This is a genomic window from 'Prunus avium' virescence phytoplasma (assembly GCF_050916135.1).
Lineage (GTDB): Bacteria > Bacillota_I > Bacilli_A > Acholeplasmatales > Acholeplasmataceae > Phytoplasma > Phytoplasma ziziphi.
In genome coordinates this window covers 498,086-520,477 of the sequence record NZ_CP069156.1, presented here as the reverse complement: position 1 = coordinate 520,477, position 22,392 = coordinate 498,086, and the positions used below count along the sequence as shown (strand labels likewise).

Below are 22,392 nucleotides of genomic sequence, written 5' to 3'. Positions count from 1 at the left end.
AAATAAAGGTTTTTTTGTAAATTCAAAAAAAATAGCTTGTTAAAAATTTGTTTTAAATTATTTATATATCTTCTTATTAAGCACGACAACATTTATCGATAATAAAAAAAATTTTTTCAATTTTCTAAAATATTGTTATTTTTATTTTTTTCATTAAAATTATTGATTTTATGCATTAAATTAGTTATTATTTTATGAGTATAGTTTTTGACAATATTTTTCGAAAGTAAAAGTACTTTCAATTTTTTTACAGAATCTTTTTTTAATATTTTAATGAATAAGAATGAAAATTATTTAATAATAATAAAATATAAAAAAGAATAATAAAAAGATTCATTTATATAATTTCATAAATAAAACAAAAATATATAAATAATACAAAACAATAACAAAAAAACTTTTAATTGTAAATTAAATAATTTAAAAATTAAAAAATTGACTTTAAAATTATATAATATATTGTATACATTAAAAAAAATTATTTTAATAAAATAGTATTTTATTTTTGAATTTATTAAATTTAATATAAAATGAAAATTAAATATAGAATATCGAAATTGTTATTTTTATAATTTCTATAATATTTTGTTGATAATTTATTGCATTTCGATTTTAAATTTATAAAAAATAATTTTAAATTTTGAAAGAGATTTATTTTGATAAAAAAATGAAAAAATTAATAAAAACATCCGCTAATTTAATTACTCTTTTTAGAATTTTTTTAGTTTTTGTTATGTTGCCTTTTTTATTCATTATAAAAAAAGATTTGATTATCGAAGATCAATTTAGAAACATATTTATTTCAATTTTCGTTTTAGCATCTATTACAGATTTTTTAGACGGATATATAGCTAAAAAATTTAAACAACAAACTATTTTTGGAAAATTTTTCGATCCTATAGCTGATAAATTATTAGTTATTGTTTCGTTTTTCTATATTTATATATTATCTACAAATGACACATTACTAACAAAAGGACATAATAAACACATTGAACGTTTGTTATTAAGTGTTTTACTTATAAATATTATAAGAGATTTTTTGGTAATGGGAGTAAGATTAATAGCTTTTGAACAAAAAACTATTATAACTGCTTCTTTTTTAGGTAAATTAAAAACTATCTTTACTTTTATTTCTATTTTTTTAATGTTAATATCGAAAAAAATCGAAACTAGATCCTCTGAAATTTCAATGATTCTTTTTAATCAAATTTTTTTAATTATTAATATGTTTTTAATTATTTGGTCCGGAATCGATTATATAATAAAGAATTTCAAATTTATTAAAAATAATTTTTAATCAAAAATAAATAATAACAAAATAAAAACACAGATATAAGGAAGTTAAAATATGAATAACGAAAATGAAAAAAAGAAACAGATTTTAGAACAAACATTAAGAGATATCGAAAAACGTTTCGGAAAAGGAAGCGTAATGAAATTAAATTCTAATCAAATTAGTAAAATTCAATCTATTTCTACAGGTTCTTTAAATTTAGATATAGCTCTTGAAATAGGCGGTTTTCCAAAAAGAAGAATTATCGAAATTTATGGTCCAGAAAGCTCAGGAAAAACAACTTTAGCGTTACATGCCGCCGCTGAAGCTCAAAAAAAAGGTGGGATAGTCGCTTTTATAGATGTCGAAAACGCTTTAGATGCTAATTATGCTAAGAGAATCGGAATAGATATAGATAATTTTATTATTTCTCAACCGGATTCAGGCGAAAAAGCATTAGATATTGTCGAAACTTTAATAAAAAGCGAAACAATGAGTTTGATAATTGTTGATTCAGTAGCAGCTTTGGCTCCGGAAGCTGAGCTAAAAGGAGAATCAGGAAATGCTTTTATGGGACTTCAAGCTAGAATGATGGGTCAAGCCATGAGAAAACAATCTGCGATCATATCTAAAACTAACACTACAGTCATTTATATTAATCAATTAAGAGAAAAAGTAGGTGTTATTTATGGAAGTCCTGAAGTTACTCCGGGAGGAAAAGCTTTAAAATATTTCGCTTCCATTAGGATAGATATCAGAAGAACTGAATTTATAAAAGAAAACAATAACGTTTTAGGTATTAGAACTAATGCTAAAATTGTTAAATCCAAAATATCATCTCCTTTTAAAGTAGCTAGTTTCGATATAATTTATGGAAGAGGAATTTCTAAAATAGGAGAAATATTAGATTTAGCAGTTGAATTAGATTTAATTGAAAAAAGTGGTTCTTGGTTCGCTTATCAAAAGAAAAATATCGCCCAAGGAAAAGAAAAAGCTAAAGAATTCTTAATTCAAAATAAAAAAATTGCGGAAGATTTAGAACAAAAAATTAAAAAACATTATAATTTAGTTTAAAAAAATAAAAGGAAAAGATCTAATGAAAAAAAATAATAATTTTCGTCAATTTCATGCAGCTAATTGGAATAAAGTTGAAGACGAATATACACAACATTTTTATGAACAAAATTTAAGTCAATTTTGGCGTCCTGAAGATATAAGTTTACAAAGTGATCTTAATGTTTGGCAAAAATTATCATCACAAGAAAAAGAAACTTATTCACGAAATTTGTTAGTTTTGACTTTTTTAGATACTTATCAAGGCGATATCGGAATCCCTTCTATCTTACGTTCATGTTTAGATTTTGAACATCAAAAAAAAGCGACTCTTAATTTTATGGGAGCTATGGAAAACGCTGTTCATGCTAAAAGTTATTCTAATATCTTTATGACTTTTTTAAAGAAAAAAGAAATAGATGACTTATTTAAATGGGGCGAACAACAAACCAATTTGCAAAATATTTTAAAAAATATTGTTGGTATTTATGAAGAATTAGAACAAAATATTTTACAACATAAAATAGATTCTACAAATTTAAATCAAGAAACAACCAAAATAATTAAATGGAAAGCGATGGTTGCTTCTGTTTTCTTAGAAACTTGGTTATTTTATTGTGGTTTTTATTATCCCTTATTTTTCTATGGTCAAGGAATGTTGATGCAAGCAGGAGAAATAATTAATTTAATCATTAGAGATGAAAGTATTCATGGAGCTTATATAGGTCGTTTAGCAAAAGATTTATATTATGATTTTACTAATGAACAAAAAACAAACTTAAAAGAATGGATGGATGATTTGATGGATAAATTATATCAAGAACAATTAAATTTAACTTCTGAACTTTATCATCAAGTTCAATTAGTAGACGATGTTAATACTTTTGTTCGTTATAACGCTAATAAAGCTCTTTTAAATTTAGGATTTGATCAAAAATTTGCATCTGAAGAAATAAATCCTGTTATTCTTAATGGTTTAAATACTGAAACAAAGACGATGGATAATTTTTCAATGAAAGGAAATGGTTATCAAAAAATGATATCTGAAAGTCTTCGAGATGAAGATTTTATTTTTGATGACGAAAATTAAAATTTTTTTTATTTTATGTTTTAAAAAAAATATAGTAATAACTCGATCGATTAATAACTCATTTAAAAAGTTTGTGTGAGAAATCATATAAACTTTTTTTATTAAATAGGAGATAAAAAAAATAAAAACGTGTAAGGAAAATTTACAGTTAATTTAAATGAAATTAAAAAAATATTAATATGTAAAATATAAAAGATATGAAAATTGTCATTTGTTTTTAAAATTTTAAATATCATATTACAAACGCTACACGAGATATAAAGATAAAAATATAAAAATTTATATAAAAAAGTAATAATTTATATGTAAAATATAAGAAATTATATAAATGAATTAAGAATTTATAGAAAAATTATGTTTTGAGAGTGTTTTTGTTAAAAAAGTGCTGTTTAATCAATATTAACAAACAAAATTATTTTTTGTTTTTAGATTTCGAAATTAAATTAATCTTAATTTTTACATCTAAGACAAGAATAAAAAATATAAGTTCTTTTTAATAAATCCAAAAAGTAATTATTTAAAAAAATTATTTTTATTTTTTTGTTTTAGAAGTTTCTATTTTACATAATTTATCAAATGAAAAAGATTTGAATTTAAATTTTAAATTTATTTATGAAAAAGTTATTTATTTCTTTATAAATAATAAATTTTAATATTAAACTCTTTATTTCGTAAATAAATATAAAAAAATAGATTTTAAAATGTATTTTTGTTATAATTAAAAGAATGTTGGAATAGGTAAACATAAAACAAAAATTAAAAGAAAGTTTTTTTCCGAGGTAACCTATCGTAATTAATTTAGACGTAAATAGTAAATTAACGGTTTCATTGAAACAAAAACCTAATTATAAATTATAGATTCAAATGATAAAATTATTTTGGTAAGTCATGAATGATAGATTAGAGGTTGTTGAAATAAATGAATAATAATGATCAAATTAAATATCATAAATCATTACGGTTTTAGTTATTTTTTAAAATATTTTTATATTTTATAATTATTCTTTTGGGGTTATTTTGATTATTACGTTTGCTATGGGCTTTGGCGAACTTTAATGAATTTATAATTGATCAATTTCATAAATTGATTTTACATATTGTCGACATTGTTATGTATTGTTTATCTTTTGTGTCTTTAATTTTAATTTGTTTTTTAAAAAAAATTAAAAAAACAAATACTTTCTATCAGTTTTTAAAAAAACGAAATAAACCTATTAAAAAAAGTTTAATAATTTTTTTTAGCGACCGGATTTATATATTTTTAAATAAATATTTTTCAAGAGTTTAGCTTTAAAAGTTAAATTTTATTTTTGTTTTTTATAAAATATATTTATATATTTTATAAAAAACAATTATTAAATAGTTTTTATTAAAAAATTATATTTTGATATAAAGTTTGTTAAAATAAATATATTTATTTAATATCTAAAATTAATTGAATATACCTTTCGAAAACAATATTAATATTAAAAAAAACACTTTCAAAGGTTTAAAAAATTTAAAATTTAATTATTGGCGGTTTTTTGATAATAACAATTCAAATTATTTATTTTATGTTTTAACGCTAATTAAAAAAAATATTTTCTTTTGATTAAAAATAAATAAATTATTTTAAAATAAGTATGTATATATAATACTTATTTTAAAATAATTTATTATGTGTTTTTAATATTTAAAAATTATTAATAAATAAAAGAGCAGAAACGGATTTTTTATTATTATGAAAATTATGTCAATTAATTCAGGCAGTTCTTCTTTAAAATTTAAATTGTTGAACATGCCAAAAGAAAAAATTTGTTGTGTCGGTTCAATTGAAAGAATTGGTTATGATGACGCTATTTTTACTATTGAATTCCTAGATGAAAAAATACAAAAAAATTTATTAGTTAGAGATCATCATCAGGCTATACAATTAATTTTAGATTCTTTAATAGAAAATAAAATCATCGATTCTTTAAAAAATATAGAAGGCGTAGGCCATAGAATTGTTCAAGGCGGAGAAATTTTTAAAAATTCAGTTATTTTAACAGATGAAAATATTCTTAAAATAGAAAGTTTAAACGATTTAGCTCCTTTGCATAATTTTGCTAATGTTTTAGGAATTAAATTATTTAAAAAAGTTTTGCCTGGTGTGTTGCAAGTAGGAGTTTTCGACACCACTTTTCATCAAAATATGCCAGAAGAAAATTTTTTATATGCTACTCCTTATGAATGGTATCAAAAATATAAATTAAGAAAATATGGTTTTCACGGAATTTCTTATAAATATGTTTCCCAAAGAGCCGAACATATTTTAAACAAATCTGATTTGAAAATGATTATTTGTCATGCGGGAAACGGAGTTTCTTTAGCAGCTATTAAAAACGGGAAATCTATCGATACATCTATGGGGTTAACGCCTTTAGAAGGAGTTCCGATGGGAACTAGAAGCGGAAATATCGATCCGACTGTTATTTCTTTTATTGCCGAAAAAGAAAATAAAAATTATAAAGAAGTTTTAGATATTTTAAATAAAAAATCTGGTATGTTAGGAGTTTCACAAGTTTCTAATGACTGTCGAATTTTAGAAGAAAAAATATCTCAAAATGATAAAAATGCTATTTTAGCTTGGAATATTCAAACCAAAAGAATAGTAGATTATATCGCAAGTTATTATGTTTTATTAAAAGGCATAGATGTTTTGATTTTTACGGCTGGAATAGGAGAAAATTCTCATTTTTTTCGCCAAGAAATAGTAAAAAAATTAGAAGTTTTGGATATTCATTTAGATCTTGAATTGAATAAAACAAAAGGAGAAAAAATTATTTCTAACGAAAAATCTTCTGTAAAAGTAATGATTATTCCGACTAATGAAGAAATAACAATTGCTCGTGAAGTGTTTACTTTAAGTAAAAATAAAAATTAAAAATTTATTTTTATAATTTTTTTAAAATTATTTTAATTATTTTTATTTATTTTATTTTCTCTAAAAGTATTTTTTTATATACTAGAGAAGGAAGAATACTCAAGTGGCTTAAGAGGCTCGCTTGGAAAGCGGGTAGATCTAATTAGATGCAAGGGTTCGAATCCCTTTTCTTCCGCCATATTTAAATTATTTTTAATTATTTCTAAGTTATTTGTTTTGAATATTTAAAATATAATATTTTTTTTTAAAAAACAAAAAACTTGTCAACAAATAAAAAGAGAGACAAATATTATGGATCAATATTTAGATTTATGTTTTTTAATATTAAAAAAAGGTATTATAAGAACAAATAGAACATCAATTAAAACTAAAGGTATTTTCGGACACCAAATGTTTTTTGATTTAAGTAAAGGATTTCCTTTATTGACTACTAAAAAAATGTATTTTAAAGGTATTGTTCATGAATTATTATGGTTTATTAGTGGCAACACTAATATTCGTTATTTAGTTCAAAATAATGTTAATATTTGGAATGAATGGCCTTATAAAAAATATATTCAATCTCCTTATTTTAAAGGAGAAAATTTAGAAGAATTTGTTCAAAAAATTAAAGAAGATGAAGTATTCGCTGAAAAATATGGTCAATTAGGACCTGTTTATGGTAAACAATGGCGTGATTTCGCAGGAGTAGATCAATTACAAAAAATTATCCAAGAAATTAAAGTCAATCCTTATTCTAGACGTTTAATTATTAATTCTTGGAACCCTCCTTTCATAGATGAAATGGTTTTGCCTCCTTGCCATGTTCTAATGCAATTTTATGTCGAAAACAATAAACTTTCTTTACAACTATTCCAAAGGAGCGGAGATGTTTTTTTAGGAATCCCTTTTAATATCGCTTCTTACGCATTATTATTAAGTATGGTAGCTCAAGTAACTAATTTAGAACCACATCAATTTATTCATACTTTAGGTGATGCTCATATTTATGAAAATCATTTAGATCAAGTTAAAATTCAAATCAAACGAAATCCTCTTTCTTTATCTAAAATTATTTTAAATTCTAATATTAAAAAAATAGAAGATTTTAAATTTTCAGATATTAAATTAAAAAATTATATTTCCCATGACTCTTTGAAAGCAGAAATAGCAGTATGATTAGTTTAATTGCCGCTTTAGATTCTAATTTGTTAATTGGAGACGGAAATAAATTACCATGGCATTATCGAGAAGATCTTTTATTTTTAAAAAAAAATCTATAAATCAAAATGTCTTGATGGGGTTAAATACTTATAAATCTTTGAAAAGTTATTATAAAGAAAAGCCTTTTCCTTTTGGACAAGTCTATGTTGCTAGCTCTTCATCTATCTCTTTTCCTAATATTAATTTGGTTCCAGATTTAAAACTTTTTTTAGAAAAATATAAAGATTCAAAAGAAAATATTATGATTATAGGCGGTGGCCAAATTTTTAAACAATCTTTTGAATATGCTCAAGTTATGTATATTACTCATGTATTAAGAAGATATAAAGGCGATTCTTTTTTTCCTCGTTTCGATTATAAAAAATATTTCATTCAAGATAAAAAAATAACATCTGAATTAATTTTTGTTACTTATGTGAAAAAATTAGATTAAGGATTGTTTTGGTATGTTTAGTTTTCTTTTTATAATATTTTGTTTGTTTTTTTGGATTACTCCCTTATTATTAACAGATAACATATATATGATTTGTTGGGGAGTTTTAGGTTTTTTTATTAGTATAATTTTAGCATGGATTTGTATTTTATTCTTTTTATTTATAGCGATGTGGTTTTCTAAGAGATTTAAGGTGGATCATCCTTTTAGACAAAAAATTATCTCTAGTATGTCAAAATTAATTATAAGATTTTTTAGAATTAAAATTATTGTTCATAATAAACATTTAATCCCGCTTCAAGATAAATTAATTATTTATTCTAATCATAAAACTAATTTTGATCCTTTTATCATCGCTTCTATTTTTCCTAGAACTATTTCCTTTACGCCTAAAGATGAATTATATCGTGGTAAAATGGGTTGGCTTTTAAGTTATTATTTTAACGCTGCTAATTGTATTAAAATTACAAGAGGAAACAATAAAGAGACAATTAAAAATGTTTTAAAAGGAATCGATAATATTAAAAAAAATATGGCGATGGTTGTTTTTCATGAAGGCGGAATAATACATAAAACTAGTGATAAAATTGTTAGTTCTTCTGATGGTTCTTTTAAAATCGCTGTAAGAAGTCAGTCTAATATTCTTCCTATCACTTTAAAAGGCTCTTGTGCTATGAGAGGGAAATGTTGGTTTAAAAGAAAAAAAGTAGATGTTGTTATTCATGAACCTATAAATTATGAAAATTTTAAAAATAAAAATACCCAAGAAATAAATCGAGAAGTAACTAAAATAATTAATTCTGTTTTATAATTTTTTTTTTTTTTTAAATTAAAAATAAAATTATTTTATTTAAAAATCAGTTTTAAAAATTAATTTTTATATATTTATCGCTTTAATTTTTATATTTTTAATAATTAATGAACATTATACAATAGTAATGTAAAATAATAATACAAATAAGGTAAATCACAAAAATTACAAATAATTTGTAATGTTAATGAATAATTTAAATAAAAAAAATTTAAAAATTAACTATTTGGCGAAAGATACAAATTTATCTTTAGAAGACACGAAGAATTAAATAAATAAAATGTATCATTTAGAAAAAAATTAAATAATCAAAAAAATAATCATAAAAATTAAAAAAAATAAAATATTTTTATATTCTGAGAGCCAATAATTGGTTATTTTCTTTATTATAAATAATAATTATTTAAAAATAAGTTATAATTATTAAGTGAGTTATAAACTAATAAATATTAAATATATGAATAATTATTTTATTAAATGTTTATAATTTTGATGATATTTGATATTCATTTTTAGAATTTTATAATTTAATGATTTTTTTATTTATTTAATTCGTTTTTTAAAAATGTAATTAAATAATATATGTTATAAAATATATTATATATATAATTGAATTAATAAAAATATATAAAAGGACATTTATTATGGAAATATTTGATTTATATAATCCTTTACAAAAGAAAAAATTACAGATCTTGGATACAGACGGTAAAGTAATTAATCCAGAATTAGAACCGAATATATCTAAAGATGAATTAGTCAAGATGTACAAAACAATGATTTTATGTAGAATTTCTGATATCAAAGCTGTTCAATATCAACGTCAAGGACGAATGCTTTCTTATGTTATTAATCAAGGACATGAAGCTGGACAAGTCGGAACTGCTTCTGCATTACAAGAACAAGATTGGATATCTCCTTATTTTAGAGATATAGGTTTATATTTATATCGTGGTATTCCGTTAGAAAATATATATCTTTATTGGTTTGGTAATGAAAAAGGTTCTAAAATGGATCCTAAAAAACGTATTTTACCTGTTAATATTATAATAGGTTCGAGTATTAATATAGGAACAGGTTTAGCTTTATCTAGTAAAATTCAAAACAAAAACGAAGTAACTATAGCTACAATTGGAGATGGCGGAACTGCACATGAAGAATTTTATGCAGGTTTAAATTTTGCTTCCGTATATCAAGCTCCTTTAGTAGTTGTCATCCAAAATAATCAATATGCTATTTCGACTCCTAGAAAAATCGCTTCTAATTCCGAAACTTTAGCTCAAAAAGCTTATGCTTTTGGTATTCCAGGTATTCAAGTGGATGGGAACGATGTTTTAGCAGTTCATGTTGCTGTTAAGCAATTTGTCGAAAGAGCTCGCCAAAAAAAAGGTCCTGGTTTGCTAGAAATTGTAACTTATCGTATGGGCGCTCATACAACTAATGATAATACAACTTTATATCGTTCAAAGGAAGAAGAAGCGGAATGGAAATTAAAAGATCCAATTATGCGTTTTCAAAAATATCTTTTAAATAAAAAAATTTTAACACAAGACATGATAGAAGAGATAGAAAAAGAAACAGAAAAGTATGTTAGCGAAGTTCATGAAAAAATTATGTCTTACGGAAGTAAAGTAGAACCGATTGAAATTTTCGAACATATTTATGATGAAATGACTCCACAATTAAAAGAACAATATTCAGAATACGAATCTTTTTTAAAAATTAAAAAAGATTAATAATTTAAAGAGATGATTTAACTAATAAAATATATTTTCGTAAATAATAATTTAAAAATTTAAAATTATTTTAAAATAGTAAATTATTATAATGAATTAAATTGTAATTACTTGATAATTAAAATATTTAATTTTGATATTGATATATAAATTATTTAAAAAAAATTATAGAATTATATATTAAAATGTCAATCTATGAAATGAAATACTAAAAGGAAAGTTGATAAAAAAATGGATTCAAACAAAGTTTCGATGAATTTATTACAAGCTATTAATCATACTTTAGATACGCAGTTAGAAAAAAATCCAAAAATAGTTTTATTTGGACAAGATATCGGTAAATTAGGCGGTGTTTTTAGAGTTACAGCTGGTTTACAACAAAAATACGGAAAAGAACGTGTTTTTGATACTCCGATCACAGAATCAGGTATCGTTGGAAGCGCTATAGGAATGTCTATAAATGGTTTAATTCCGATTGCCGAAATTCAATTCGATGGATTTATTTATGTAGGTTTACAAGATTTAATTTCTCATGCTGCTAGGATGAGAAATCGTTCTAGAGATACTTTTTCATGTCCTATGGTATTAAAATTTCCAATAGGTGGTGGAGTAAAAGCTTTAGAACATCATTCGGAATCTTTAGAAGTGATTTTAGGATCAACTCCTGGTTTAAAAGTAGTTGTCCCTTCAAATCCTTATGATGCTAAAGGTCTTTTAATCGCGGCTATTAATAGTCCGGATCCTGTAATTTATATGGAGCCGAAACTTTTATATCGTGGTAAAAAAGAAGAAGTTCCTTTAGAAGAATATGAAATTGAAATAGGAAAAGCTAAAGTAGTTCAAGAAGGAAAAGATATAACTTTAGTAGCTTGGAGTTCTGCTGTTAAAATTTCTAAATTAGCTATTGATGTATTAGCTAAAGAAGGTATTTTTGTCGAATTAATAGATTTAAGAACTATTAATCCGATCGATAAAGAAACAATTTTATCTTCTGTAAAAAAAACAAGAAGATTAGTAATTGTTCATGAAGCTACAAGAACTTATGGCCCAGCTGGGGAATTAATAACTTTAGTAAATGAAAATATCTTTTCTTATTTAAAAGATGCTCCACAGAGAATTACAGGATTTGATATTATTATGCCTCTAGCTAGAGGAGAATATCATCAAAATTTAAATCCTGATAAAATTATTTACCAGATTAGAAAAATTTTTAATAAAAAAATAGAAAAAATAGAAAAAAAATAGAAAAAATAGAAAGTGTGATAAATATTATGTTTGAATTACGTTTTGCTGACATAGGCGAAGGAATAAACGAAGGTAAAATTATTAAATTTTTTTTTCAAGAAGGCGATGAAGTTGAAGAAGGGGCAGAATTAGTGGAAATTGAAACAGATAAAGTATCTGTACCTATAACTTCTCCTACTAAAGGAAAGATTAAAAAAATATTTTTTCAAGAAGGCGACTCAGTACAAGTTGGAAATATTTTATTAACAATTGAATAATTTTCAAACAAAAAAGGAATATATTAAAATGGAAAATGATAAAGATAAAAACGATCAAAATTTAAATAATGAAAATGAAAATCAAGAAGTAGAAATTGTTAAAATTTCGAAAATAAGAGAAATAATTGCTAAAAGAATGGTTATTGCAAAAACAGAAATTCCTGATGTCACTTTAACAGAAGAAGTAGATATTACCGATTTGGTTTTATTAAGAAAAGAATTAAAAAACGAATTAGAACCACAGGGTATAAAAATAACTTATATGGCTTTTATAGCTAAAGCGATTATTATTGCTTTACAAGAATTTCCATTATTTAATTCTAGTTTCGATCCTGAAAATAGTGAAATAATTATCAAAAAAATTATTAATTTAGGGATTGCAGTTGATACTCCTCGTGGTTTAATAGTTCCTAATATTAAAAATGCAGATAAATTCAATATTATCGATTTAGCAAAAGAAATTAATAAATTATCTCAAAGCGCAAAAGAAGGAAAATTAACATTAGAACAAATTCAAAATGGAACTTTTACTTTAAGTAATTTTGGTACTATTGGTGGTTTACAATGCACTCCTATTATTAATCTTCCTGAACTAGCTATTTTAGGAATTGGAAAAATCATTAAAAAGCCAATAGTTAAAGAAAATAATATTTGTATTGCTGATATTTTACATCTTTCTTTAAGTTTCGATCACCGTATTATAGATGGCGCTGACGCTTCAAGATTTTTAAATAGAATTACTTTATTATTAAGCGATATTACAGAACTAAAAAAATTTATTTTTTAAAATAAAAATTTTAACAAAAATAGAATTAAAAAAAGAAAAATAAAATATAAATATGAAAAAATATGATATTTTAATTATTGGTGGTGGACCTGGCGGATACGTTTCTGCTATTAAAGCGGCTCAGTTAGGAGCAAAAGTAGCTTTAATAGAGAAACATAAAGTTGGCGGTATTTGCCTTAATTATGGTTGTATCCCTACTAAAGCTTTTTTAAAAAGTGCTAAAGTTTTTGATATCGCTAAAAATATCGATCAATTCGGTATTAATAAAATTGATAATATTTCTTTTGATTGGTTATCTGTTTTAAATCGTAAAAATAAAATAGTTAAACAGCTATACAATGGTATTCTTTTTTTATTAAAAAAAAATAAAATTGATTTTTATAATTCTTCAGCAGAAGTTTTAACTCCTAATTTACTTCAAGTAGGAGAAATAAAATTAGAAACCGACAAACTTATTATAGCAACAGGTTCTAGTGCTATTATTCCGCCTATTCCTGGAGCCAAAGAATCTTATGAAAATAAACACCTTTGCACTAGCAAAGAATTAGTTCAATTAGAAAAATTTCCTAAAAAAGTAATTATTATTGGTGGAGGAGTTATCGGAGTAGAATTTGCAACTATTTTTAAAAAATTTAATTCCGAAATTATAATTATAGAAAAACAAAAAAATATTTTAGTTAATATGGATCATGATATTATAAGTGCGTATACCAAAATATTAAAAAAAGATGATATTAAAATTTATACAAATTCAGAAGTAATCAAAATTGAAAATAATAAAGTTTATTATAAAACAAATACACAAGAGCATCAAGTTGAAGCAGATATAATTTTAATGGCTGTAGGTACTAAACCTAATTTAGATGGGATTACAAAATTGAATTTGAAAACAGATAGAAGTGGAATAATTACTGATAATTTTTTAAAAACTTCTATTGAAGGAGTTTATGCTATTGGTGATGTAAACGGAAAATATATGTTAGCTCATGTAGCTACTCACGAAGGTATAATAGCTGTCTCTCACGCTTTAAATTCAAAAGAACATCTTTTGCCTATGGATTATAATTCTGTTCCTTTTTGTATTTATGGTTTTCCTGAAATAGCTTCTATAGGTTTAACTGAAGAACAAGCGAAAGCAAATAATATAAATTATAAAGTTTCTAATGTCCCTGTTAGTTCTATAGGAAAAGCTTGGGCCGAGGGCGAAACTGATGGGTTCGCAAAATTAATTGTCGATAAAAATAGTTTAAAAATTTTAGGAATGCACATATTATCTTGTCATGCGACAGAATTAATTAGCGAAATAGGAGTTGTTATGGGAATGAACGGAACGGCTTATGATATAGTTAAAACAATTCATCCTCATCCTACTTTATCCGAAATAACTTTAGAAACTTTTTTAGGAGCAATTGACAAACCTATTCATATATAATTTTTTTCATTAAACAACTTAAATATTTTTTTAAAAATTTTAAATTAATAAAAACCTTAATTTTTTAGGTTTTTTTATATTATTAATATTCAAATTTTCTATAAATTAATTTTTCAAAAGAGAAATAAAAATATGTTAATTGATACACATGCGCATTTAAATTTTTTAAATTTTAATAAAGATTTAACACAAGTTATAGAAAGAGCGCACAATAATGATGTTAAATATTTTATTGTCCCCGGTGTAAATAAAGAAACAAATGAAAAAGCCATAGAATTAGCTATTCAAAACCCTTTTATAAAAGCTACTGTAGGGATTCATCCTTGTTATTGGGAAAACGAAGATCCTTTTAGCATCGAAAAATATTTAAGATGCCCTCAAGTAGTAGCGGTAGGCGAGATCGGCTTAGATTTATATCATGATAAAAGTTCTTTAGAAATACAAAAAAAGAATTTACAAATTCAGATTAAATTAGCTATTAAATATAATTTGCCTATTATTTTACACGCAAGAGAATCTTTTTTAGAAATATATCAAATGTTACTTCCTTACAAAGATAAAATCAAAGGAGTTTTTCATTGCTTAACTAGTAATTTAGACGAATTAGAAAAAGCTTTAGAATTAGGATTTTATGTAGGTTTAGGAGGAATTGTTACTTATGAAAAAGCTCTTGAAGCTCATCGAATAGTCCAAAAAGTCCCATTAGACAAAATTCTGTTAGAAACAGATTCTCCTTTTTTAACTCCTTTTCCTATGGGAAAAAGTAAAAGAAATGAACCCGAATTTCTTAAAATTATAGCTCAAAGAATAGCTGATTTAAGAAAAATTAATATAATAGATGTTTCTGAACAAACCACAAAAAATGCAAAAAAATTATTTAATTTGGATATATAATTTTTTTATTTAATAGAAATTATTTATTTTATAATTAATTTCTTTATGATGATTTAAATTTTTTCATTTTTTAAAAAACTTTGATTTATAATTTTAAAAATAAAAAAAGAACTTAATTAATTTTAAGTTCTTTTAAATTTAAATTATAATATTTTTTTAATATTTTTCTTTTTAATAAAATTAATATCAAAGACATTCCTGAAATCAATAACACAAAAATACTATAAAAAAACAAATTATTCAAATTCCTTTTCAAATTTAAAGATTTATATGGAGTGTTTTTTAGAAAAAAACATGTTATTAAATATATAAAAGGATGAATTAAAACGATATAAAAATTTTTTAATTTTAATGTAGTTTTATCTATAAAAAATAATAATAATAAAATATTAAAGGCACAATTATATGTTCTAAATGAGCAATCCAAATTTCCCATAATTTTCTTTGATTATAAAGTTCTTTATTTTCGATCTTGAAATTATAAATGCAAAGCAATAAACAATTAAACAAACAAATAAAACTTAAATATTTATTTATTTTTAAATTTGTAAAGAAAAATAAAATTATAAAATAGATATTAATTAATAAAACAGTTTGCCTCGTAAACAAATATAAAGATAAAAAAGAATGATTGTTATAAATCCCTTTAATTAACCCTAATGTTTAAAATTAATAAATTTGTTATAAAAATTTTTTTGTTAACTGAATTTTTCATAAAAAAATACCTTTTTATAATTTTTCAGATTTGTCTTGTTAAATTTAAATATTTGATTTTAATTTAAAATTTATAATTTTAAGATATCTTTGATTTCTAAAGAATAAAATATATAAATAACAGTTAAAATTATAACATACATAATTTTACATTTAATAAAAATTTATCATAATTAAAAATTTTGAAATTTGAAAAAACTTTATTAAAAATTACAGTCAAATCATAATAAATTTAAAAAATATTATTAATTATAATGAATAAGGTTATAAATAATGACATTAGAAATTAAAAAAAAAATTAAAAGTTTGACAGATACGCTTCATCAAGCTAATTATAACTATTATAATTTGAGTAAAACAGATTTGTCAGATTATCAATATGACGCTTTATTAAAAGAATTGTCCGTGTTAGAAAAAAAATATCCTGAATATAAATTATCTTACAGTCCTACTTTGAAAGTAGGTGGTTTTTTAAGTTCGAAGTTTAAAAAAGTAGAACATATTGTTCCAATGTTGTCCTTGAGTAATGTTTTTAATTTTGATGAATTAAAATTATTTTGTAATCGTTTATTAAAAATAAATATTCCTTTTTGTTTTATTATCGAACCTAAGATAGATGGAGTAGCAATTAGTTTAAAATATGAAAAAGGTATTTTAGTCCAAGCTGCAACAAGAGGAAATGGTTATGTTGGAGAATTAATAACTGAAAATATTAGAACTATTAAAAATATTCCTTTAAAAATTAAAGAAGAAATAGATTTAGAAGTAAGAGGAGAAATTTTATTTGATCATGATTCATTTGAAAAATTGAATAAAGAACAAAAAGAAAAAAATAAAATTTTATTTTCTAACCCTCGTAATGCAGCTTCTGGAACCTTAAGACAATTAAACTCTTCGATAGTTGCTCAAAGAAATTTATCTTCTTTTATTTATTCTATTATCGACCCTCCTTTTTTTATTAAGACGCAAAAGGAAGCTTTAGATTTTTTAAAAAAAAATGGTTTTTCTGTTAATCCTTATTATGATGTTGTTTTTTCCTTTGAACAATTAAAAGAAAAAATTAATTATTATAAAGAATTGAAAGATAAATTGCCTTATGATATAGATGGAATTGTAATCAAAGTAAATGAATTAATTTTACATAATTCCATTGGATATACTTCTAAATGTCCTAAGTGGGCTACCGCTTATAAATTAAATTCTTTAAAAGGTGAAACTATAATTCAAAATATTGAATTTCAAATAGGAAGAACTGGTTCTTTAACTCCTGTAGCTTCTATTTTGCCTGTTATGGTAGATGGCAGTTTGTTGTCTAAAATAACGCTTCATAATTATGATTATATTCAAAAAAAAGATATTCGTATTAATGATTTTGTATTAGTACATAAATCAGGTTCTATTATTCCTGAAGTTTTAGAAGTTTTAAAAAATAAAAGAACTAGTCAAGTTCCTTTTAAAATGATTTCAAATTGCCCTTTTTGCAATGGTGTTTTAACTAAAAAAGAAGGTGAAGTCGATCATTTTTGTTTAAATGATGATTGTGAAGAAAAAAAATAAAAAAAATTATTCATTTTGTTTCGAGAGAAGCGATGGATATTAATGTTTTAGGGAAAAAAACTTTATTTACTTTTTTTCAAGAAGGATTGATCAAAAAAATTTCTGATTTATATTCTTTAAAAGATAAATACGAACAATTAAAAAAATTACCTGGTTTTCAAGATAAAAAAATAATGAATATTTTAGATGCCTTAGAACAAAGTAAAAACCAATCTTTTGATAGAATTTTATACGGTTTAGGAATTGAACATGTAGGAATTAAAATAGCTAAATTATTAAATAAGAAATTTAAAAACATTAATAATCTAAAAAAAGTTAATTTAGAGGAATTATCTGAAATTCCTGAAATAGGTCCAAGAATATCTAATAGCGTTATTGAGTATTTTCGGAAAGAAGAAAATATTCAAGAAATTAATTTATTAAAATCTAAAGGTCTTAATTTTGATTATTTATATAAAAATGTTCCAATTAATAATATATTCAAAGATCAAAAAATAGTTTTAACTGGTACTTTTAATGATTATTCAAGAAATGAATTAACTAATATTTTAGAAAAATATGGAGCTTCTATTATCAAAAATGTTTCTTCTAAAACGGATTTTTTAATTCAAGGTGATAATAGCGGTTCTAAATTACAAAAAGCTCGTTTATTAAAAATTAAAATAATGGATGAAAACGAATTAAATAATATTTTAAATTCGATTAAATAATGCGCAATTTATAAGAATATGTTATTTATTTTTTTAATATTCGGATATATTCAAAAGGAATACAAAAATAAATGAAAAATATTGGAGTTGATTTAGTCGAAATAAAAAAAATTAAAAAAATAGGAATAGAAAAAATAGCTGATAGGATTTTATCTAATGCAGAGCAATTAATATATCAAGATATTAATCATTTATCAAGAAAACTTAGTTTTTTAGGAGGCAGATGGGCCGCTAAAGAAGCTATTTTTAAAGCTTATCAAAAAGGAAATTTAAAAAATAATTATCGTGATTGGTCTATTTTAAATGATTTGAATTCAGGTGCTCCTTATGTTATCCATTCTGATTCATCTTCAAAAATTATAATTTCTATTACTCATACTGAAAACTACGCCTTAGCTTTTGTCATTTTATTATAAATTTTCATTCGAAACAAAAAAAGAGTTTTTATAAACTCTTTTTTATAAATTAAAACATAAATTCATTATTTTTAATTTTTTTGAAAAAATTTTTCGAATATTTATTTTTTATTTTTAATAAAATCAAAATTAATAAAAAAATGCTTATTCCTGAAATTAATAAAATAATTTGCCATTGTTTTAATTTATTTTGCTCATGAGATGAAATTGTTATTTCGTTTTTGACTTCATTTTGATTTTTTTCTTCTGTTTTTTCTTCTTTAAATATTTCTATAAAAAATTTTTTTAATTTAATTTTTATATTTTGATATTTGTCAAAAGATTCTTGAAAGTAAAAAGTCGCACGATCATATTTATTATTTATAATTTCATCATTATTGCTACTTGTTAAATAAATATTTTCAGCTTCTTCTAATATTAATTTTGCTTTATTTGATAAATTAATAGCTGTCCCTTCTTTTTGTATATTTTCCATTTCTGTTTGTATTTCTTTTTTTAAATTAATAGCATTTTCTTTATCATAAAAAAAATCATCTGTTTTTTCTATCATTTGTTGGATTTTGATAATTTCTTTTTTTAGTATTTCTTTATTAACCAAAGCTTTATATTTTTTTATATTAGTTATGCTTTTTTTATAATTTTGAAGAGAAGAATTTAACAAAACATAAATATTTTCTAAAATATTTTCATTTTTTTCTTCTTTAAATTGTTTTTCTGCTGCTTTTAATTGACTTATGGCTGTATTTTCGTCATTTTCATTTTCTATCATTTCTATTTCTTTTGTTAATAAAAGATTTTTTTCAAAAGATTCGTCGACTTTATTTTTTAATTGTTTAGCGATATTTAATTCTATTTCGGCATTTCTTTTTTTTAATAAAATTTCTTCATGAATTTTATTATTTTTTTCTTCTTTATTAATTTCTATTGCTTTAATTTGATAATTTAGAAGGTTAATTGTGATAAAGAACATAAAATAATATAACAAGTAATAAAATTTTTTATTAGTTAAATTATATTTGTTTGATAATTGAATTTTTATTCATTCTCTTTTCTAATTCAATTTATTTTATTTATTATTTATTTTATTTATTATTTATTTTATTTATTATTTATTTTATTTATTATTTATTTTATTTATTATTTATTTTATTTATTATTTATTTTATTTATTATTTATTTTATTTATTATTTATTTTATTTATTATTTATTTTATCTAACAGATATTATTTATTATGAAAAATAATAATAATATCCAATTAATTATAACATATTTAATAATTTATCAAAATTGTTATATTTAAATTAAAGTAAATAATGATAAAATAAATTTGGTGATTGATTATCATATTAATACAATTAAAAATTAAATTAATTAAATATTTAATTAATTTAATTTTTATTAACTTAAATGAAAAGAGTTTTTTATATGAAAAAAGGTTTATTATTTTTATCTAATGGTTTCGAAGATTGCGAAGCTTTGGCTACAAGGGCATTCTTAAAAAAAAATTATTTAGATATTATTACTTTTACTTCAAATACTGATTTGGAAGTTGTTTCTTCGCAAAAATTAATAGTAAAATCAGATTTACATATTGATGAAGTTCAATTATCTGAATATGATTTTTTAATCATTCCAGGCGGTCCATATGTAAAAAAAAATGTTAGAAGAAAATGGCGAAATTTTAAATAAAATTTTTCAAATTATAAAACATTTTGTTGAAAATAAAAAAATTATTGGGGCTATTTGCGCTGCGCCTTCTTTTTTAGGTAAATTAAATTTATTAGAAAATCATAATTTTACTTGTTATCCAGGATATGAAAAATATATAAAAGGTAATCATTGCCCTAATGAAAAAGCTGTCACTAGTGATATTTTTGTTACATCACGTTCTTCTGAAACAGTTTTAGATTTTGTAAAACATTTATTAAATAAAATAAAAAAATAATTTTTTATAAATAAATGATGTTTTCTTTCTATTTTTATTTAAAAAATATTTAAATAAAATTTTTTTAATACAAAAAATATAAAATAATTTATATAAATTTAAAAAAAGTTAATGTATAAAATACATTTTTTAGAAAGATATTTTTTTAATGAAACAAAAGAATAATTTAGATATTATTTCTTTTAAAAAGAATGAAAAAAATAAAATAAATATTTTAGGTTTTTCTGCATTTTCGATTATAACGATTTTATTTTTGATTATAATTCATATATTTTTAAGTTATGATTTAGAAAATGACAAAATAATTTCTCAAAATTGGCATAATTTTATGTCTATGTTGTTATTTGTAATGGTTTTATCTGGAATTTTAAAATTTATAGGTTCTAAAATTCCTATTATAAAAAATATAGGCGGAGGGCCTATTTTATGTATTTTAGTTCCTGCTTTTATTTTTAATTATAATTTCGGATTTCCGATGTTTACAAAATTTCAAAAAACATTTATTCAACAAACTTCTTTTTTTTCTAAAAACGCAGGAGGTATTGGTTTTTTAGATTTCTTTGTGACATCTTTAGTAGTAGGTAGTCTTGTAGGAATTAAAAAAGAATTTTTAGGTAGAATGTTAAAAAGATTTTTGCCTTTAGTAATTATTACTTTGATAATATCGGCTTTATTTGTAGGAATAATAGGATTAATTTTAGAACCTATAAAAGGATTAAGTCATATTAAAAATAGCACTCGTAATGGTTTTTTAGATTCTATTTTTTATATTTTTGCTCCGATAGCATGTGGAGGTTTTACTTGCGGAATAATTCCTTTAACTAAAATTTTTTCTCAAGGGAATGCAATGTATGAAGATGCTTTCAAAGATCATATTTTACCTTCTTTATTAATTGCCGGTATTTTTAGTGTTATTTTATCTGGTTTAATTAAGAAATTTTTCGGCAAAAGTAAATATAGTAGTCCTAATAAAATAATAGAAAAAAATATTAAAATTTTAGAAGATGATAAAAATATAAATAAAGGTATAAAAAAGACAGATTTAAATATTAATTATTCAAATATAGCTACTGGTTTAATATCTATTTTTTCTTTTTATATTTTAAGTAGTGTATTAAGGATAATGATATCAAAAGTATTTTCAATGTTTTCTTTTTTAAAAAATATTGAAAATTATTTGCCTCCTGTTATAATTTTTTTGGTTATATTAGTTATAATAGTAAAATTTTTAAATTTAATTTCTTTTTATTATGAAAAATGTATCGAACAAGCTTCTCAATTTATAACAAATAATTTTACGTCCGCTATTTTATGTTTAGTCGGGATAGGAACAAATATTAATAAAATAACAGATTCTATTTCTAATTTACAATTTTTATTAACTTGTATGTTATGTGTTATTGTTACATCATTAACAGCTGCTATTCTTGGAAATAAATTTGGTTATTATCCTGTTCAATCTGCTATTTCTGCGGGACTTTGTTCTAATAGTATTGGTGGAGCCGGAAATATGGCTATTTTAGAAGCGTCAGATTCTATGGCCTTAATGCCTTATGCTCAAATATCTACTCGTATTGGAGGAGATATTATAGTTATATTATCTAGTATTTTGTTTCCTTTGTTTTATCAAATTTAATTGATTAAATTTCATTATATGCAATTCAATTTTTTAGTTGAAATCTTTTCAAAAATATATATAAAAAATATAAAGTTTTGAAATTTATTTTTTAAAAATTTTAGATAATAATTTGAATATTTAATGTTCTTTAAAAAAATAAAACTCAGTTAGTAATAACTGAGTTTTATTTTTTTAAAATATCTTAAAATTTTATTTTTGTCAAATTTATTAATAATTTTATTTCGTTAATAAATTTACCTCTTTTTTCAAATAGTTTCTTTTTATAAAATAAATAAAATATTCTATTT

19 protein-coding genes, 1 tRNA gene and 1 pseudogene are annotated in these 22,392 nt (G+C 22.1%); 20 read left to right on the top strand and 1 reads right to left on the bottom strand.

Annotated elements, in window-relative coordinates:
* Nucleotides 1–667 precede the first annotated feature (667 nt).
* The 17 genes and pseudogenes from pgsA to JNO41_RS02300 all read left to right on the top strand — a co-directional run bounded on the left by pgsA (nt 668) and on the right by JNO41_RS02300 (nt 18,519).
* Entirely contained in the window at nt 668–1,300 is a 633-nt protein-coding gene (pgsA, locus tag JNO41_RS02380; protein WP_238055062.1) for a CDP-diacylglycerol--glycerol-3-phosphate 3-phosphatidyltransferase, read from the top strand.
* Nucleotides 1,301–1,351: 51 nt separating this feature from the next.
* Nucleotides 1,352–2,350: a recombinase RecA gene (gene recA / locus JNO41_RS02375; RefSeq protein ID WP_238055063.1), complete on the top strand. Its 999-nt coding sequence runs from the start codon at nt 1,352–1,354 to the stop codon at nt 2,348–2,350.
* Nucleotides 2,351–2,372: 22 nt separating this feature from the next.
* Nucleotides 2,373–3,419, top strand: a complete 1,047-nt coding sequence (nrdF, locus tag JNO41_RS02370; protein ID WP_238055064.1) for a class 1b ribonucleoside-diphosphate reductase subunit beta — start codon at nt 2,373–2,375, stop codon at nt 3,417–3,419.
* A gap of 1,720 nt (nt 3,420–5,139) precedes the next feature.
* Nucleotides 5,140–6,324: an acetate kinase gene (locus tag JNO41_RS02365; protein ID WP_269091894.1), complete on the top strand. Its 1,185-nt coding sequence runs from the start codon at nt 5,140–5,142 to the stop codon at nt 6,322–6,324.
* A gap of 89 nt (nt 6,325–6,413) precedes the next feature.
* A tRNA-Ser gene (locus JNO41_RS02360) sits at nt 6,414–6,502 on the top strand.
* Between the two features lie 113 nt (nt 6,503–6,615).
* A complete protein-coding gene (locus JNO41_RS02355; RefSeq protein ID WP_432729362.1) occupies nt 6,616–7,482 on the top strand; it encodes a thymidylate synthase in 867 nt (288 codons plus the stop codon).
* Nucleotides 7,479–7,960, top strand: a pseudogene (locus JNO41_RS02350) (dihydrofolate reductase). Before JNO41_RS02355 ends, JNO41_RS02350 begins: the two are co-directional and overlap by 4 nt.
* A gap of 88 nt (nt 7,961–8,048) precedes the next feature.
* Nucleotides 8,049–8,771 (top strand): lysophospholipid acyltransferase family protein, encoded by a 723-nt coding sequence (locus JNO41_RS02345; protein ID WP_238055067.1) that lies wholly within the window; start codon nt 8,049–8,051, stop codon nt 8,769–8,771.
* A gap of 644 nt (nt 8,772–9,415) precedes the next feature.
* Nucleotides 9,416–10,507 (top strand): pyruvate dehydrogenase (acetyl-transferring) E1 component subunit alpha, encoded by a 1,092-nt coding sequence (gene pdhA, locus JNO41_RS02340; protein WP_238055068.1) that lies wholly within the window; start codon nt 9,416–9,418, stop codon nt 10,505–10,507.
* A gap of 231 nt (nt 10,508–10,738) precedes the next feature.
* Entirely contained in the window at nt 10,739–11,752 is a 1,014-nt protein-coding gene (locus tag JNO41_RS02335) for an alpha-ketoacid dehydrogenase subunit beta (protein ID WP_432729358.1), read from the top strand.
* Nucleotides 11,753–11,778: 26 nt separating this feature from the next.
* A complete protein-coding gene (locus tag JNO41_RS02330; protein WP_238055165.1) occupies nt 11,779–12,009 on the top strand; it encodes a biotin/lipoyl-containing protein in 231 nt (76 codons plus the stop codon).
* Between the two features lie 28 nt (nt 12,010–12,037).
* Nucleotides 12,038–12,796, top strand: a complete 759-nt coding sequence (locus tag JNO41_RS02325; protein WP_238055069.1) for a dihydrolipoamide acetyltransferase family protein — start codon at nt 12,038–12,040, stop codon at nt 12,794–12,796.
* A 52-nt stretch (nt 12,797–12,848) separates the two neighbouring features.
* The gene (gene lpdA / locus JNO41_RS02320; protein ID WP_238055070.1) at nt 12,849–14,228 is read left to right on the top strand and encodes a dihydrolipoyl dehydrogenase; all 1,380 of its coding nucleotides are present in this window, start codon (nt 12,849–12,851) and stop codon (nt 14,226–14,228) included.
* A 132-nt stretch (nt 14,229–14,360) separates the two neighbouring features.
* A complete protein-coding gene (locus tag JNO41_RS02315; RefSeq protein ID WP_121464234.1) occupies nt 14,361–15,122 on the top strand; it encodes a TatD family hydrolase in 762 nt (253 codons plus the stop codon).
* 987 nt (nt 15,123–16,109) lie between these two features.
* A complete protein-coding gene (gene ligA, locus JNO41_RS02310; RefSeq protein ID WP_432729355.1) occupies nt 16,110–17,393 on the top strand; it encodes an NAD-dependent DNA ligase LigA in 1,284 nt (427 codons plus the stop codon).
* A 32-nt stretch (nt 17,394–17,425) separates the two neighbouring features.
* Nucleotides 17,426–18,103 (top strand): helix-hairpin-helix domain-containing protein, encoded by a 678-nt coding sequence (locus JNO41_RS02305; protein ID WP_432729352.1) that lies wholly within the window; start codon nt 17,426–17,428, stop codon nt 18,101–18,103.
* A 71-nt stretch (nt 18,104–18,174) separates the two neighbouring features.
* Complete coding sequence (locus JNO41_RS02300; protein ID WP_121464232.1) at nt 18,175–18,519, top strand: holo-ACP synthase; 345 nt, start codon at nt 18,175–18,177, stop codon at nt 18,517–18,519.
* A 49-nt stretch (nt 18,520–18,568) separates the two neighbouring features.
* Here the strand turns inward: JNO41_RS02300 and JNO41_RS02295 are convergent, their stop codons facing one another.
* Nucleotides 18,569–19,489 carry a hypothetical protein gene (locus JNO41_RS02295; protein ID WP_152031111.1) on the bottom strand — a complete coding sequence of 307 codons (921 nt, stop codon included), beginning with the start codon at nt 19,487–19,489 and terminating at the stop codon, nt 18,569–18,571.
* 457 nt (nt 19,490–19,946) lie between these two features.
* Here JNO41_RS02295 and JNO41_RS02290 point away from each other — a divergent pair, with 457 nt between their 5' ends.
* The 3 genes from JNO41_RS02290 to JNO41_RS02280 all read left to right on the top strand — a co-directional run bounded on the left by JNO41_RS02290 (nt 19,947) and on the right by JNO41_RS02280 (nt 22,102).
* A complete protein-coding gene (locus JNO41_RS02290) occupies nt 19,947–20,210 on the top strand; it encodes a DJ-1/PfpI family protein (protein ID WP_432729350.1) in 264 nt (87 codons plus the stop codon).
* Nucleotides 20,179–20,466 (top strand): DJ-1/PfpI family protein, encoded by a 288-nt coding sequence (locus JNO41_RS02285; protein ID WP_432729348.1) that lies wholly within the window; start codon nt 20,179–20,181, stop codon nt 20,464–20,466. The genes JNO41_RS02290 and JNO41_RS02285 overlap by 32 nt, the downstream gene beginning before the upstream one ends.
* Nucleotides 20,467–20,614: 148 nt before the next feature.
* Nucleotides 20,615–22,102: a 2-hydroxycarboxylate transporter family protein gene (locus JNO41_RS02280; RefSeq protein WP_121464228.1), complete on the top strand. Its 1,488-nt coding sequence runs from the start codon at nt 20,615–20,617 to the stop codon at nt 22,100–22,102.
* Nucleotides 22,103–22,392: the final 290 nt, after the last annotated feature.

Excerpts from the sequence above, each read along its gene's own strand:
- pgsA (WP_238055062.1), top strand. The coding sequence starts at position 668 with ATGAAAAAATTAATAAAAACATCCGCTAATTTAATTACTCTTTTTAGA.
- recA (WP_238055063.1), top strand. The coding sequence starts at position 1,352 with ATGAATAACGAAAATGAAAAAAAGAAACAGATTTTAGAACAAACATTA.
- nrdF (WP_238055064.1), top strand. The coding sequence starts at position 2,373 with ATGAAAAAAAATAATAATTTTCGTCAATTTCATGCAGCTAATTGGAAT.
- JNO41_RS02365 (WP_269091894.1), top strand. The coding sequence starts at position 5,140 with ATGAAAATTATGTCAATTAATTCAGGCAGTTCTTCTTTAAAATTTAAA.
- JNO41_RS02355 (WP_432729362.1), top strand. The coding sequence starts at position 6,616 with ATGGATCAATATTTAGATTTATGTTTTTTAATATTAAAAAAAGGTATT.
- JNO41_RS02345 (WP_238055067.1), top strand. The coding sequence starts at position 8,049 with ATGATTTGTTGGGGAGTTTTAGGTTTTTTTATTAGTATAATTTTAGCA.
- pdhA (WP_238055068.1), top strand. The coding sequence starts at position 9,416 with ATGGAAATATTTGATTTATATAATCCTTTACAAAAGAAAAAATTACAG.
- JNO41_RS02335 (WP_432729358.1), top strand. The coding sequence starts at position 10,739 with ATGGATTCAAACAAAGTTTCGATGAATTTATTACAAGCTATTAATCAT.
- JNO41_RS02330 (WP_238055165.1), top strand. The coding sequence starts at position 11,779 with ATGTTTGAATTACGTTTTGCTGACATAGGCGAAGGAATAAACGAAGGT.
- JNO41_RS02325 (WP_238055069.1), top strand. The coding sequence starts at position 12,038 with ATGGAAAATGATAAAGATAAAAACGATCAAAATTTAAATAATGAAAAT.
- lpdA (WP_238055070.1), top strand. The coding sequence starts at position 12,849 with ATGAAAAAATATGATATTTTAATTATTGGTGGTGGACCTGGCGGATAC.
- JNO41_RS02315 (WP_121464234.1), top strand. The coding sequence starts at position 14,361 with ATGTTAATTGATACACATGCGCATTTAAATTTTTTAAATTTTAATAAA.
- ligA (WP_432729355.1), top strand. The coding sequence starts at position 16,110 with ATGACATTAGAAATTAAAAAAAAAATTAAAAGTTTGACAGATACGCTT.
- JNO41_RS02305 (WP_432729352.1), top strand. The coding sequence starts at position 17,426 with ATGGATATTAATGTTTTAGGGAAAAAAACTTTATTTACTTTTTTTCAA.
- JNO41_RS02300 (WP_121464232.1), top strand. The coding sequence starts at position 18,175 with ATGAAAAATATTGGAGTTGATTTAGTCGAAATAAAAAAAATTAAAAAA.
- JNO41_RS02295 (WP_152031111.1), bottom strand. The coding sequence starts at position 19,489 with ATGTTCTTTATCACAATTAACCTTCTAAATTATCAAATTAAAGCAATA.
- JNO41_RS02290 (WP_432729350.1), top strand. The coding sequence starts at position 19,947 with ATGAAAAAAGGTTTATTATTTTTATCTAATGGTTTCGAAGATTGCGAA.
- JNO41_RS02285 (WP_432729348.1), top strand. The coding sequence starts at position 20,179 with ATGTTAGAAGAAAATGGCGAAATTTTAAATAAAATTTTTCAAATTATA.
- JNO41_RS02280 (WP_121464228.1), top strand. The coding sequence starts at position 20,615 with ATGAAACAAAAGAATAATTTAGATATTATTTCTTTTAAAAAGAATGAA.